This is a genomic window from Novosphingobium sp. RL4, assembly GCF_035658495.1.
Taxonomy (GTDB): Bacteria; Pseudomonadota; Alphaproteobacteria; order Sphingomonadales; family Sphingomonadaceae; genus Novosphingobium.
On sequence record NZ_CP141944.1, the window covers coordinates 529,873 to 543,992 of the forward strand.

Genomic DNA, 14,120 nt, shown 5'->3' on the forward strand with positions numbered 1-14,120 from the left:
CCTTTTTCGATGTTATCCGGCGATACCGGCCGCCGCGAGCACGGCCAGCGTCAGCACGTCCGGCGCCAGCGCGGTCATCGGCACGATCTGCACCGGCTTTTCCGCGCCCAGCAGCATCGGGCCGATCGACGTCGTGCCGCCGATTTCCTTGAGCAGCTTGGCCGAGATATTGGCGGACTGCAGGCCCGGCATGATCAGCACGTTCGCCGGAGCCGACAGGCGGCTGAACGGATAAAGCGCCATGATCTTGGGGTTGAGCGCGGCGTCAGGCGCCATTTCGCCTTCGTATTCGAAGTCCGGCTTTTCCTCGTCGAGGATGCGGATGGCTTCGCGGGTCTGCTCCAGCCACTTGCCCGAGGGATTGCCGAAGGTCGAGTAGCTGAGGAAGGCGACGCGCGGTTCGTGGCCCAGGCGGCGGGCGACGGCGGCAGTTTCCTTGGCGATCACCGCGAGCTGTTCGGCGTTCGGGCGTTCGTTGATGGTGGTGTCGGCCATGAACACGGTGTGGTTCTTGCCCACCAGCATGTGGATGCCGAACGCCAGCTTGCCCGTTGCCGGGTCCAGCACGCGGCGCACTTCCTTCATGGTCTGCGCGAAGGGGCGGGTCATGCCGGTGATGAGCGCATCGCCCACGCCCAGCTTGAGCAGGCCGGAGGCGAAGATGTTGCGGTCGGTATTGACCATGCGCTGCACGTCGCGCTGGAGGAAGCCGCGGCGCTTGAGGCGCTCGTAGAGCATCTCCACCATCGGGCCGACGTGCTCGGACACCATCGAATTCTCGATGTGGTAGCTTTCGGGGTTGGGCACGCCCAGTTCGGCCATCTTGTCGAGGATGACCTGGGTGCGGCCGACCAGCACGGGCTCGCCGTAGCCGAAGTCGCGGTACTGGATCGCTGCGCGCAGGACCACTTCGTTGTCCGCTTCGGCGAAGATCACGCGCTTGGGATTGGCGCGGACCTGCTCGTAGACGCGGGTGAGCACCGAGGTCGTCGGGTTGAGCCGCGCCTTGAGCTGGTCGCGGTAGGCTTCGAAGTCCTCGATCGGGCGACCGGCGACGCCGGATTCCATCGCCGCGCGGGCGACCGCCATCGGTACGACTTCCATCAGGCGCGGGTCGAACGGCGCGGGGATGATATAGTCGCGCCCGAACTGCTGGGTTTCACCGCCGTAAGCGGCGGCCACGTCTTCGTGGACCTGTTCGCGGGCCAGTTCGGCGATGGCGTTGGCAGCGGCGATCTTCATCTCTTCGTTGATCGCGGTGGCATGGACGTCCAGCGCGCCGCGGAAGATGAAGGGGAAGCCGAGCACGTTGTTCACCTGGTTCGGATAGTCCGAACGGCCGGTGGCCACGATCGCATCGGGGCGCACGGCCTTGGCATCGGGCGGGGTGATCTCGGGATCGGGGTTGGCCATCGCGAAGATGATCGGCTGTTCGGCCATCTTCTTCACGTATTCGGGCTTGAGCGCACCGGCGGCGGAAAGGCCGAGGAACACGTCGGCGCCGACCAGCGCCTCTTCCAGGGTGCGGTGCGGGGTGTCGATCGCGTGCGCGCTCTTCCACTGGTCCATGCCGGTCTCGCGGCCGCGATAGATCACGCCGGTACGGTCGCAGACGGTGACGTTCTCGTGGCGCACGCCGATCGACTTGATAAGCGCGGTGCAGGCCAGCGCCGAGGCGCCGGCGCCGTTGACCACGACCTTCACGTCCTTGAGGTCACGCCCGGTGATGAGGCAGGCGTTGATCAGGCCGGCGGCGGCGATGATCGCGGTGCCGTGCTGGTCGTCGTGCATGACCGGGATGTTCATCCGTTCGCGCAGGGCCTGCTCGATGATGAAGCATTCGGGTGCCTTGATATCCTCGAGGTTGATGCCGCCGAAGCTCGGCTCCATCATGGCGATGGCCTCGATCAGGGCGTCGGTATCCTCGCTGGCCAGCTCGATGTCGATGGAATCGACGTCGGCGAAGCGCTTGAACAGCACGGCCTTGCCTTCCATCACCGGCTTCGACGCCAGCGCGCCGAGGTTGCCCATGCCCAGGATCGCGGTGCCGTTCGAGATCACCGCAACGAGGTTGCCCTTGGCGGTATAATCGTAGGCGGTGGCGGGATCGTCGGCGATCGCCTGGACCGGAACGGCCACGCCGGGGGAATAGGCAAGGCTGAGGTCGCGTTGCGTGGCCATGGGCTTCGACGCAATGATCTCGATCTTACCGGGGCGGATCGTGTTGTGATAGAACAGCGCTTCGCGCTCGGTGAACTGGATCTTGGCTTTGTCGGACAAGCGATTTCTCCCGATTTGGAAGCGGCCCTAACGAATGTTCTCGCCACGCGATAGGGGAAAGGCACGCCAGACACGCTTCACAACAGGGGAACCACAGGGCTAACGCTCTGGGCCATGAGCGGTATTCCGGAGAAGACGGGCACGACCCCGATGATGGCCCAGTACCTTGCCTTGCGCGAGGTGGCGGGGGATTGCCTGCTGTTCTACCGAATGGGCGATTTCTTCGAGCTGTTCTTCGAGGATGCGAAAACCGCAAGCCAGGTTCTCGACATTGCACTTACCACGCGGGGCGAGCACGGCGGCCAGCCGATCCCGATGTGCGGCGTGCCGGTCCATGCCGCGGAGGGCTACCTTGCCCGCCTGATCAAGGCAGGTTGCCGCGTGGCTATAGCCGAGCAGACCGAGACCCCGGCCGAGGCGAAGAAGCGCGGCGGCTCCAAGGCGCTGGTCACGCGCGATATCGTGCGCTTCGTCACCGCGGGCACGCTGACCGAGGAATCGCTGCTCGAACCGCGCCGGGCCAATGTGCTGGCGGCGGCCTGCGAACTGCGCGGCGTGGTGGGGGTGGCGGCCTGCGACATTTCCACCGGGCGCATGGAACTGGAAGAGTGCCCGCCCGACCGGCTGGGCGCGGCGCTGGCGCGGCTGGGGGCACGCGAACTGGTCGTGCCCGAAGGCTGGGAACTGGCGCCCGACGGCGCGATCCCGCGTTCGGGCCACGAGTTCTCCTCCGATGGCGGGGACGAGCGGCTGAAGCTGGTCCACGGCGTCGCCACGCTTGACGGCTTTGGCACGTTCACCCGCGCCATGCTGGCGGCGGCGGGCGGGCTGATCGCCTATCTCGACCATGTCGGCCGGGGCAAGCTGCCGCTGCTGCTGCCGCCCGAGGCGCGCAGCGGGGACGCGGCGCTGGCGATGGACGAGGCGACGCGCGCCAGTCTCGAAATCCTCGAATCCTCGCAAGGCGGCCGCAAGGGCAGCCTTGTCGAGGCGATCGACCGCTGCGTGACGGGCGCCGGTGCGCGCCAGCTCGCCGAGGACCTCTCCGCCCCGCTGACCGATCGCCATGCGATTGCCGAGCGGCTGGAACTGGTCGAATGGCTGCACGATGACGCCCTGCTGCGCGAGGACATGCGCGCGGCGCTGCGGGCGCTGCCGGACGTCGGCCGCGCGCTGGGCCGCGTGGTGGCGGGCCGTGGCAGTCCGCGCGATCTCGGCCAGCTTCGTGACGGTCTTTCCGGTGCGCGCCGGATCGGCGAGCGGCTGGCGCCCATGGTAGGGTTGCCGGTGCTGCTGGACCGGCTGATGCCGGACCTCGGCGGGCACGCGGCGCTGGTCGATCACTTCGCGCGGGCGCTGGTGGAAACCCCGCCGACCGAGCGCGGGCAGGGCGGCTATATCGCCAGCGGCTACGATGCCGCCCTTGACGAACTGCGCGTCACTTCGGGCAATGCCCGCCGCGCCATCGCCGCGCTGGAGGCGAAGTACCGCGAGCAGACCGGCGTGGCCGCGCTCAAGATCAAGCACAACAACGTGCTCGGCTACTTCATCGAAGTGCCGCAGCGCCATGCCGACAAGCTGCTGGAGCCGGACAGCGGCTTCTCGCACCGCCAGACCATGGCGGGTGCCATGCGCTTCAATGCGCTGGCCCTGCATGAGGAAGCCAGCCGCATCACCGAGGCGGGCGCCCATGCGCTCGCCGCCGAGGAAGCGCATTTCGAGGGACTGGTGGCGCAGGCCGTGGCCGCGCGCCATGCCATCGCCCGCACCGCCGCTGCGCTCGCCCGTATCGACGTGGCGGCGGGACAGGCCGAGCGCGCCGCCGAAGGTGGCTGGACGCGGCCCGTGGTCGTGGACGGTATCTCGCTGGACATCGAAGGCGGCCGCCATCCGGTGGTCGAGGCCGCGCTGAAGGTGCAGGGCGAGCGCTTCGTCGCCAACGACTGCCGGCTCGCCAGCCATGACCGGCTCTGGCTGGTCGGCGGCCCCAACATGGGCGGTAAGTCCACCTTCCTGCGCCAGAACGCGCTGATCGTGCTGCTGGCGCAGGCGGGCGGTTTCGTACCGGCCAAATCGGCGCGGATCGGCATGGTGGACCGCCTGTTCAGCCGTGTCGGCGCTTCGGACAATCTTGCGCGCGGACGTTCGACCTTCATGGTCGAGATGGTGGAGACCGCCGCCATCCTCGCGCAGGCGACCGACCGCAGCTTCGTCATCCTCGATGAAGTGGGGCGCGGCACCTCGACTTACGACGGGCTTGCGCTGGCCTGGGCCGTGGCGGAAGCCGTTCACGAAACCAACCGCTGCCGCTGCCTCTTCGCGACGCACTATCACGAGATGGCGCGGCTCGGCGAAACCTGCGAGGCGCTTTCGCTGCATCACGTCCGCGCGCGGGAGTGGAAGGGCGATCTGGTGTTGCTGCACGAACTGGCCGAAGGTCCGGCGGATCGCAGCTACGGCCTTGCCGTGGCGCGCCTTGCCGGGGTGCCGCCCAAGGTCATCAGCAGGGCCAAGTCGGTGCTGGAAAAGCTGGAGAAGGGCCGCGCGGAAACCGGCGGCCTCGCGGCGGGTCTCGGCGACCTGCCCCTGTTCGCCGCGGCGCAGGACGCGCACGAGGAACAGTGCGACGCCCTGCGCGACAAGCTGCGCGACATGGACATCGATGCCCTGAGCCCGCGCGACGCGCTGGAGATCCTCTACGATCTCAAGCGAGAGGCAGGCACGGAGTCTTAACCAGCCTGCGCTAGCCTGCGCGCATGTTCGGGCCCAAGATCAGGAATGTGTTCAAGAGCCGCTGGCAGGCGCTGTTCTGGTCGGCCAGTGTCCTGCTGACCGCCTATTGCTCGGTGCCGTCGCCCGACGATCAGGGGCAGGGCGACACTGCGGCCAAAGCCGCCGCGAAGCCCTCGCACAAGAACCCCTGGGCCAGGGACGCTGGGCCCGGCTAGTCAGCTATCGTCGTCCGCGAAATCCTCGTCGGCGGCGTTTTCCTTGCCGTAGCGGTCTTCGAGATCGTCCATCGTCTCTTCGCCGCGATAAGCGGACATGTCGATCACGCCGCTGGAATCCATCTGCTTCATGTGATCGACGAGATCCTCGATGTCGTCCTCGTCGGCGATGCCGCCCTTCACTTTCTCGCTGTCTTCCAGACCGAAGCTTTCAGAGCCGCGACCTTGCGCCTCCTCGGCGAAGGTCTGGGCCTGGGTGTCTTCGTCTTCCTGCTCGGGGTTGACCGTTTCGGGGGCGCGGTCGTCGGGGCGTTCGCTCATCTCGGGTCTCCTTTGCCGAAGTAACGGTCAGGCGGAGTGGCCGGTTCCTCAGGCGGCGTGGACAATTTCGGCCGCGCCGCCTGAGCAAGGTGGAATGAGACGCCAGTATGGGGACAGCGCTGCCGCCCCCTTCGCTCCGGGATCGCCGGTTCAGCGCGTGGGAACGGGAACCTCGCCCGAATAATCGTAGAAGCCGCGGCCCGTCTTGCGGCCGTACCAGCCGGCCTCGACGTACTTCTGCAGCAGCGGGGCAGGGCGGTACTTGGGATCGCCGGTGGTCGCCAGGAACACTTTCATGATCTCGTAAAGGGTATCGAGGCCCACGAAATCCGCCAGCGTCAGCGGGCCCATCGGGTGATTGGCGCCAAGCCGCATGCCCGCGTCGATATCCTCGACCGAGGCCAGCCCTTCGCCCAGCACGAAGATCGCCTCGTTGAGCAGCGGGCAGAGGATGCGGTTGACCACGAAGCCCGGCGCATCGCCCGCCAGCACCACGGTCTTGCCCAGCGCTTCGCCGAAGGCCTTCATGCGCGCGGTGGTTTCCGGCGAGGTGGCAAGGCCGGGGATCACTTCCACCAGGCCCATGACCGGCACCGGGTTGAAGAAGTGCAACCCGCAGAACCGCGCGGCGTCGGGAGAGGCGGCGGCCATGCGGGTGATCGGAATCGAACTGGTGTTGGAGGCGAGGATGGCATCGGCGCCCAGAACTTCGCCCACGGCGGCGAAGATCTTCAGCTTGATATCCTCCCGCTCGGTCGCGGCCTCGATGATGAGGTCGCAGTCGCCCATGGCGGAATAATCGCCCGCCGTGGTGATGCGGGGCAGCAGCGCGTCGACGTCGGCCTGGGCGATCTTTTCCTTGGCCACCAGCCGGGCGAGGCCCCTGGCGATGCCGGCCTTGCCCTTCTCGGCGTTTTCGATCGAGATATCGGACAGGATCACGTCCATGCCCTTTCCGGCCACGGTCTGGGCGATGCCCGAGCCCATGATGCCCGCGCCGATGATTCCGACTTTACGCACTGCCAAACTCCTCTGCTGATCCGGTGACGGAAAAGGTGCCTAGCGGTTCTGGCCCGGCACCCAAAGGACGTCGTCGGCCCCATTGGCATTCACCGCCCGGGCGAGGACGAAGAGATAGTCGCTGAGCCGGTTGAGATAGCCGAGCGCGGCCGGATTGGCAGGCACTTCGGCGGCCATGGCGACGGCGGCACGCTCCGCCTTGCGGGCGGAGGCGCGGGCGATGTGGACGCGGGCGGCGGCTTCGCTGCCGCCGGGGAGGATGAAGCTCCTGAGCGGCTGGAGATGGGCGTTGATCGCGTCGATCTCTCCTTCGAGCCAGGTGACTTGCGAGGGCACGACGCGCAGGGTCATCTCGCCGGGCGCGAAATCGTCCCCGGGGGTCGCGAGGTCGGCGCCAAGGTCGAACAGGTCGTTCTGGATACGAGTGAGGGTCGCGGCATGCGGGGTTTCGCCCAGCGCGCAGACGGCCAGGCCGATGGCGCAGTTCGCCTCGTCCACCGCGCCGATCGCCTCCATGCGGGCGGCGTGCTTGGGCAGCCGCGAACCGTCGACGAGGCCCGTGGTGCCGTCGTCACCCGTGCGGGTGTAGATCTTGTTGAGCTTTACCAAGTGAGAGTCCTTCGAGAATCCGCCGGGGGCGAATTTTTGGCGGCACTGCCGCCATGCTCATCGAAAAGGTCAGCGGGCCATTGCCAGCAGGATGGCGCAGACCAGCACTGCCGCCGCCTGATACTTGATGCGGTTGAACATCATCTTGTTCTGGAGAAGCTGGTTCGCGGACGGCCCGGTTGCGGCGGGATCGCGGTTCAGGTCTTCCTTGGCGCCCTGCATGAAGGCGACGATGCCGCGCACGAGGGTGACGACGACCATGATCATCAGCAGGATGATGATGGGGATGAGAATGGTGCTCATGCCGGATGGTCTACGCCCGCCGAAAGCGAAATGCCAGCAGGGAACTGGCGCCGGCGAAGCGCCTCGGCGATGGCCTTGCCATCCTCTCCCGCGCGGCGCCGATCGCCGAGCGAGGGCGATCCGCGCCGCTTGGCCAGCTTGCGGCCATCGGATTCCACCAGCAGGGGGTGATGATGCCAGACCGGCACCGGCAGGCCGAGCAGGGCCTGCAGCAGCCGGTGGACGTGGCTCGCCGGGAACAGGTCCATCCCGCGCGTGACGAGCGTGATGCCGTCCGCCGCATCGTCCAGCGTGGCGGCGAGGTGGTAGCTGGCGGGAAGATCCTTCCTCAGCAGCACCACGTCCCCGAATATCTCCGGCGTGGCGGGCAGGGTGCCGGCCTGTTCGTCGGTCCATTCGAGCGGGCCGGCGATCTCCAGCGCGCGGGCCACGTCCAGCCGCCAGGCCGCGCCTTCCGCCTTGGCCTGCCGGTGGCGGCAGGTGCCGGGATAGACCGGACCGTCAGGCCCCATCCGCGTGGCGGCGGCGGCGATTTCGGCGCGGGTGCAGTGGCAGGGATAGAGCAGGCCCATGGCCTTCAGCCGCTCCCCGGCCTGCGCGTATCGCGCCAGCCGGTGCGACTGGAAGCGCGCCTCCCCATCCCAGGCGAGACCGAGCCATTCGAGGTCGCGAAAGAATTCCTCGACGAACTGCGGGCGGCTGCGTTCGCCGTCGATATCCTCGATCCGCAGCAGGAATTCGCCGCCGCGCGCGCGGGAAAGGTCGTGCGCCGTCACTGCCGCGAAGGCATGGCCGAGGTGCAGCGGGCCGTTGGGGCTGGGGGCGAAGCGGGTGCGGATCATCTCGCCCGCGTCCTAGCCGCGCCGCCGTTTGTCGCAAAGAGGGCATGGAGGAAGCCTTCGGGGGCCCGAACCCGGTACGCCGCGCCCGCTCTTGCAGGAAAGCCCGCCGCCGGCGGCCGTCATCTCGCGCCCGGCGCGGGGGTAAGGGTGTGGATAATAGTGGTATATCCTGTCTTCAGGGTGTGGAGTGCCTGTGGGGTGTTTGTGGAATTCTTGTGGTGAACCTGTGGATTGTTGTATGGGGCCACCCCGGTCCCGGCTTGACGGCGACTCGCGTAGATGCTGCAAAGAAAAACATGCGTTGCCATGAAACCGCAATCAGGGCCTGCGACAGGAGGCCATGCTCAAGTCGGAGCTGATCGAGCGCGCGGCCCGGTTCCGCAGCGCGGAGGATGACCCCTCCCGAAGTCTTTCCGACTGTCCTGCTCTGGTGCTCAATGCGGACTACACGCCGCTTTCCTACTACCCCCTCAGCCTCTGGCCCTGGCAGACCGCGATCAAGGCGATCGTCCTGGAAAGGGTGGACATCATCTCCAGCTACGACCGGGTGGTCCACAGCCCCAGCTGGTCGATGCAGATCCCCTCGGTCATCGCGCTTCGCCAATATGTGAAGCCGTCCGAATTTCCCGCCTTCACCCGCTTCAACCTGTTCCTGCGCGATCGCTTCAGCTGCCAGTATTGCGGCTCTCCCCAGCACCTTACGTTCGATCATGTGGTCCCGCGCCGCCTCGGCGGGCGGACGAGCTGGGAAAACATCCTCACCGCCTGCGCGCCGTGCAATCTCAGGAAGGGTGGCCGCACGCCGAAGCAGGCGAACATGCCGCCGCTGGTGGCGCCGATCCGGCCGACGAGCTGGCAACTCCTCGAACGCGGCCGGGCCTTCCCGCCTAACTATCTCCACGAAACCTGGCGCGACTGGCTCTACTGGGACATCGAGCTGGAGGCCTGAGCGCCTCTGTCGCTCAGTGCAGCGTTTCCGGGGCCGCTTCGCGCTCCTGCGCCGGGGCATTGCGGTCGGCCGCCGTGGTTATGGCCACGTCCATTGTCACATTGCCGAGGGTTCGCATCAGGTCGGGCAGGACTTCCACCGCCACCAGCACGCCCAGCGGCCAGAGCGGCACGCCCATGGCGGCCGCGATCGGCCCGATGGTCGAGACGAAGCTGATCGTGCCCGGCAGCGAAACGGTGCCGAACGTCGTGACGAAAGCGACAAGCGCGCCTGCCGCCAGCGCCCCGGTGGTCAGCTCCATGCCCGCCAACTTCGCGGCATAGACCGCCACGGCCATGTTCATCGCCGGTCCGGTCGCGCGGAACAGGGTTACGGCAAGGGGCAGGACGAACTCCGCCGTCGTGCCGGAAACCCCCAGCTTGCGGCTGGCGGCGAGCATGGCCGGCAGGGTTGCCATGGAGGACTGGGTGGAGATCGCCACGACTTGCGCAGGCAGCACGGCAGCGGCGAAAGCGCGCAGGCGGCGCCGTCCGCCGAAGACCGCGATCAGGTAGCCTGCCGGTAGCACCACGGCGCCCACCGCCACCACCAGCACGATGTAATGCGCCAGCGCCCCCAGCGCCGCGCCGCCGCTTCTCACGCCGAGCCCGAAGCCCAGCGCGAAGACGCCGATCGGCGCCAGCGCGAGCACCCAGCCGATCACCACCATCATCGCGCCCGCCACGCCTTCGAACAGCACCGCCAGCGCGCGGCGCGGCTCCTCGGCCAGTCTGGTGGAGGCGATGGCGAAGAGCGTGACGAAGACGATCACCGGCAGCATGGCGTCGGCCGCGGCGGCGGAGATCACGTTTTCCGGCATAAGGGAGGACAGGAAATCGGCGATGCCGGGCACTTTGGCGGGTTCCTCGCCGTGGGCGAACCGCACGCCGGAGGGAATCGGGAACAGGTCCAGCAGCAGCGGCATGGCCACCGCGCCCAGCACGGCGCTGAAGGCAAGGAAGCCCACGATCATGCCCAGCGCCCGCCGCGCCAGGGCGCCTGCCTGCGCGGCGGCGATGGTTTCCACGATGCCGCTGAACAGCAGACCCGCGACCAGCGGCAGGATCGTCATCTGCAGGCCCTGCAGCCAGAGCGTGCCGATCGGCCCGGCGATCCCGAGCACCGGCGCCGCGCGCGGATCGCCTGCCAGAACCAGCCCCAGCACCAGTCCGGCGACGAGGCCGGCCAGCGTCAGCATTCCGGGCACCCGAATCTCGGGAATGCGGGAGGTGCCCGTTCGAGGTGGCGTGGGGTTCGGGGAAGTCATCGGGCTCCTGGGAAAATGCGGCCTGAAGTCTTGCTTTCTCATAAGCGGCGGCGCGCCCGATGGCAATTTGCCCTCGCTGCGGTTACAGAGCGCGCTTGAGGGAGCGGCGAAGGCCGGGGTGCGCACGTCATTCGGCGTTAACGAAAGAGTCTCCAAGGGGCAGGTCATGAGCAGACAGTTCTTCGGCACCGACGGTATCCGCGGTCGCACCAACCACGGCGCGATGACCGCCGCCATCGCCATGAAGGTCGGCCAGGCGGCCGGCACCCGGTTCCTGCGCGGCACGCACCGGCACCGCGTGGTGATCGGCAAGGACACGCGCCTTTCTGGCTACATGCTGGAAAACGCGATGGTCGCGGGCTTTACCAGCGTGGGCATGGACGTGGTCCTGCTGGGACCGATGCCGACCCCGGCGGTCGCCCTGCTCACCCGCGAACTGCGCGCCGATGTGGGCGTGATGATCTCGGCCAGCCATAACCCTTACGAGGACAACGGCATCAAGCTGTTCGGCCCGGACGGCTTCAAGCTTTCCGACGAGGACGAACTGGCGATCGAGGCCATGCTCGGTCAGGAAATCCCGCTCGCCGCATCGGAAGACATCGGCCGGGCCCGCCGTATCGACGATGCGCGCGGCCGCTACATCCACGCGGTCAAGCGCTCGCTGCCGGAGGCCGTGCGGCTGGACGGGCTGAAGATCGCGGTCGATTGCGCAAACGGCGCGGCCTATCAGGTTGCCCCGTCGGCGTTCTGGGAACTGGGCGCCGAAGTGGTGGCCGTGGGCGTCACGCCCAATGGCCGCAACATCAACGCCAAGTGCGGTTCCACCCATGTCGAACTGCTTCAGGAAACCGTGGTCTCCTCGGGCGCCGATATCGGCATTGCGCTCGATGGCGATGCCGACCGCCTGATCGTGGTGGACGAGAAGGGCAAGACCGTGGACGGCGACCAGATCATGGCGCTGATCGGCACCCAGCTGGCCGCGCGCGGCGCCCTGCGCGGCGGCGGCGTGGTGGCAACGGTCATGTCGAACCTCGGCCTCGAACGCTATCTGCAAGGGCAGGGGCTGACCCTCGAACGGACCAAGGTGGGCGACCGCCACGTCCTCGAACGCATGCGGGCGGGTGGTTTCAACCTGGGCGGCGAACAGTCGGGTCACATGATCCTGCTCGATCATGCCACCACGGGCGATGGCACCGTGGCCGCGCTCCAGGTGCTGGCCGCGCTCGTCCAGTCGGGCAAGCGGGCGAGCGAACTGCTCCACCTGTTCGACCCGGTGCCGCAGCTTCTGCGCAATGTGCGCTTCTCGGGCGGGCAGCCGCTGGAAGCCGCCAGCGTGAAGAGCGCGATCGCCGATGCCGAAGCCTCGCTCAACGGCAGCGGGCGCCTCGTCATCCGCGCCTCGGGCACCGAGCCGCTGATTCGCGTGATGGCGGAAGGCGACGATGCCGGGCAAGTGGAGGCCGCCGTGGCCGCGATCTGCGCCGCGGTGGAAAAGGCCGCCGCCTGACCCTTCGACAAGCTCGGGATGAGCGGGAGATCTTGAATGCTTGAAATGCGCCCTGACTGCGAACGCTGCGGCACCGACCTTCCGGCCGATGCCCCCGGCGCGTTCATCTGCAGCTTCGAATGCACTTACTGCGCGGAATGCGCGGACGATCTCGACGAGCTTTGCCCCAATTGCGGCGGCGAACTGCTCGACCGGCCGACGCGGGCGAAGCGGCACTTCGATTCCGCGCCGCCTTCGAAGGAGCGCAGGTTCAAGGGGTAGAACAGGAAAGGCAGGGGATCATCCCCCGGGACTGCCCCCTTTCTCTTCTCTCGACACCGCTCCCGCCACGCGGCAAGGGAGCGCCATGATCACACCGCCCCGCATTCTCTCCATTGCCGGTTCCGACAGTTCCGGCGGTGCCGGTATCCAGGCCGATATCAAGACCATCGTGATGCTCGGCGGTTATGCCATGACCGCGATCACCGCGATCACCGCGCAGAATACCTGCGGGGTGACGGACGTGGTGGCGCTCTCGCCCGAGATGGTGGCGGCGCAGATCGACGCCTGTCTTGGCGACATCGGCGTGGATGCGGTGAAGATCGGCATGCTCGGCAGCCCCGAGATCGCCCATGTCGTGGCGGAGCGGCTGGAAGCGCTGAACGTGCCGGTGGTGTTCGATCCGGTGATGATCTCGACGAGCGGCTCCGTTCTTGCCGATGCGGCCACGATCGAGGCGTTCGAGCGGCTCATGGCGCTGGCCACGCTGACCACGCCGAACGTGCCCGAACTGGCGGCGCTGGGCGGTGACAGGGCGATGGCTGCGCGGGGCGTGTCCTATATCGCCAAGGGCGGCGATGCCGAAGGTCCGATCGTGGAGGACAGGTTGCTGCGGCCCGGCGAACTGCCGCTTTCGTGGACGGCATCGCGCATCGAGACGCGCCATACGCACGGCACCGGCTGCACTTTTTCCAGCGCCATCGCGACCTTCATGGGGCAGGGGGCAGGGCTGGAAGCGGCGATCGTCAGCGCCCGCGACTATGTGCGCGCCGCCCTGCTCAATGCGCCCGGTTTCGGTGCAGGGCACGGCCCGCTCGGGCATCACGTCAGGGGGTAGCGGGCAGACCCGGGGGCCTGCCCGCCCGATGCTTCAGCAGCAGTCCAGATCGTAGAACTTCTGGACCACGTTCCAGCCTTCGTCGGCGGTTTCGCACCAGTGGAACAGCTTGAGGTCGGCGGCATTGATCACGCCTTCCTCGGCCAGCGCCTCGAAGTTGACGACGCGTTCCCAGAACTCCCGGCCGTAGAGCAGGATCGGCAGCGGCTTCATCTTGCCGGTCTGGATCAGGGTCAGCAGTTCGAAGAACTCGTCGAACGTGCCGAAGCCGCCGGGGAACACCGCCACCGCGCGGGCGCGCAGCAGGAAGTGCATCTTGCGCAGCGCGAAGTAGTGGAACTGGAAGGACAGGCGCGGCGTCACGTAGGGATTGGGCGCCTGCTCGTGCGGGAGCACGATGTTGAGGCCCAGCGTCTCCGCGCCCACTTCGCGCGCGCCGCGGTTGGCCGCTTCCATGATCGAGGGGCCGCCGCCCGAGCAGACCACGAACTGGCGCATGCCCTTTTCCACCACCGAGCACTGGCTGGCGAGGCGGGCAAGCTTGCGGGCTTCCTCGTAGTACTTCGCCTTGGCGACGAGGCGTTCGGCGACCTTCTTTTCCTGATCGGTCTTGGCGCGGGCGAGCACTTCGTCGCACTGGTCGGGCGAGGGGATGCGGGCGGAGCCGTACATCACCATGGTCGAGCCGATATTGGCTTCTTCCAGCAGCATCTCGGTCTTGAGCAGTTCGAGCTGGAAGCGAACCGGGCGCAGTTCGTCGCGCAGCAGGAACTCGGTGTCCTGGAAGGCGAGGCGGTAAGCCGGGTTCTGGGTCTGGATGGTGCCTTCCTGCGCATCGGCGAAGGTGGCTTCCTGCTCCGCCTTGTAGAAGCGGCGGTTGGTGACTTTCTTGTCTTCTTTTTCGGTCATCTGCATTCCATGGCCGCTGGGAGGCGCGGC

14 protein-coding genes are annotated in these 14,120 nt (G+C 67.4%); 6 read left to right on the top strand and 8 right to left on the bottom strand.

The window, feature by feature from the left end; all coding sequences use genetic code 11:
- Positions 1–12: 12 nt before the first annotated feature.
- Complete coding sequence (locus U9J33_RS02620; protein ID WP_132469370.1) at positions 13–2,280, bottom strand: NADP-dependent malic enzyme; 2,268 nt, start codon at positions 2,278–2,280, stop codon at positions 13–15.
- 150 nt (positions 2,281–2,430) lie between these two features.
- Between U9J33_RS02620 and mutS the strand changes: the two genes are divergently transcribed.
- Both mutS and U9J33_RS02630 read left to right on the top strand, forming a co-directional pair.
- Positions 2,431–5,013: a DNA mismatch repair protein MutS gene (mutS, locus tag U9J33_RS02625; RefSeq protein WP_324698994.1), complete on the top strand. Its 2,583-nt coding sequence runs from the start codon at positions 2,431–2,433 to the stop codon at positions 5,011–5,013.
- 23 nt (positions 5,014–5,036) lie between these two features.
- Entirely contained in the window at positions 5,037–5,228 is a 192-nt protein-coding gene (locus tag U9J33_RS02630) for a hypothetical protein (RefSeq protein ID WP_054441072.1), read from the top strand.
- On the opposite strand, the gene U9J33_RS02635 is transcribed toward U9J33_RS02630, so the two are convergent.
- The 5 genes from U9J33_RS02635 to gluQRS all read right to left on the bottom strand — a co-directional run bounded on the left by U9J33_RS02635 (position 5,229) and on the right by gluQRS (position 8,323).
- The gene (locus tag U9J33_RS02635; protein WP_054441071.1) at positions 5,229–5,549 is read right to left on the bottom strand and encodes a hypothetical protein; all 321 of its coding nucleotides are present in this window, start codon (positions 5,547–5,549) and stop codon (positions 5,229–5,231) included.
- 150 nt (positions 5,550–5,699) lie between these two features.
- Positions 5,700–6,569: a 3-hydroxyacyl-CoA dehydrogenase family protein gene (locus U9J33_RS02640; RefSeq protein WP_324697681.1), complete on the bottom strand. Its 870-nt coding sequence runs from the start codon at positions 6,567–6,569 to the stop codon at positions 5,700–5,702.
- A 39-nt stretch (positions 6,570–6,608) separates the two neighbouring features.
- The gene (locus U9J33_RS02645) at positions 6,609–7,178 is read right to left on the bottom strand and encodes a cob(I)yrinic acid a,c-diamide adenosyltransferase (RefSeq protein ID WP_324697683.1); all 570 of its coding nucleotides are present in this window, start codon (positions 7,176–7,178) and stop codon (positions 6,609–6,611) included.
- Positions 7,179–7,247: 69 nt separating this feature from the next.
- The gene (locus U9J33_RS02650; protein WP_054441067.1) at positions 7,248–7,481 is read right to left on the bottom strand and encodes an HIG1 domain-containing protein; all 234 of its coding nucleotides are present in this window, start codon (positions 7,479–7,481) and stop codon (positions 7,248–7,250) included.
- Positions 7,478–8,323 carry a tRNA glutamyl-Q(34) synthetase GluQRS gene (gluQRS, locus tag U9J33_RS02655; RefSeq protein ID WP_324697686.1) on the bottom strand — a complete coding sequence of 282 codons (846 nt, stop codon included), beginning with the start codon at positions 8,321–8,323 and terminating at the stop codon, positions 7,478–7,480. The genes U9J33_RS02650 and gluQRS overlap by 4 nt, the downstream gene beginning before the upstream one ends.
- Positions 8,324–8,663: 340 nt before the next feature.
- On the opposite strand from gluQRS, the gene U9J33_RS02660 reads away from it, so the two are divergent.
- Positions 8,664–9,272 (top strand): HNH endonuclease, encoded by a 609-nt coding sequence (locus tag U9J33_RS02660; protein ID WP_054441063.1) that lies wholly within the window; start codon positions 8,664–8,666, stop codon positions 9,270–9,272.
- Positions 9,273–9,285: 13 nt separating this feature from the next.
- Here U9J33_RS02660 and U9J33_RS02665 read toward each other — a convergent pair whose 3' ends face one another.
- A complete protein-coding gene (locus U9J33_RS02665) occupies positions 9,286–10,578 on the bottom strand; it encodes a dicarboxylate/amino acid:cation symporter (RefSeq protein ID WP_324697688.1) in 1,293 nt (430 codons plus the stop codon).
- 166 nt (positions 10,579–10,744) lie between these two features.
- Between U9J33_RS02665 and glmM the strand changes: the two genes are divergently transcribed.
- From glmM to thiD, 3 genes are all read left to right on the top strand, one after another.
- On the top strand, positions 10,745–12,085 hold the full coding sequence (gene glmM / locus U9J33_RS02670) for a phosphoglucosamine mutase (protein WP_132469372.1): 1,341 nt from the start codon (positions 10,745–10,747) through the stop codon (positions 12,083–12,085).
- A gap of 36 nt (positions 12,086–12,121) precedes the next feature.
- On the top strand, positions 12,122–12,346 hold the full coding sequence (locus tag U9J33_RS02675; RefSeq protein ID WP_054441061.1) for a DUF1272 domain-containing protein: 225 nt from the start codon (positions 12,122–12,124) through the stop codon (positions 12,344–12,346).
- A gap of 85 nt (positions 12,347–12,431) precedes the next feature.
- Positions 12,432–13,181: a bifunctional hydroxymethylpyrimidine kinase/phosphomethylpyrimidine kinase gene (thiD, locus tag U9J33_RS02680; protein WP_324697691.1), complete on the top strand. Its 750-nt coding sequence runs from the start codon at positions 12,432–12,434 to the stop codon at positions 13,179–13,181.
- Positions 13,182–13,214: 33 nt separating this feature from the next.
- Here the strand turns inward: thiD and U9J33_RS02685 are convergent, their stop codons facing one another.
- Positions 13,215–14,090: a TIGR00730 family Rossman fold protein gene (locus tag U9J33_RS02685; protein ID WP_054441159.1), complete on the bottom strand. Its 876-nt coding sequence runs from the start codon at positions 14,088–14,090 to the stop codon at positions 13,215–13,217.
- Positions 14,091–14,120 lie beyond the last annotated feature (30 nt).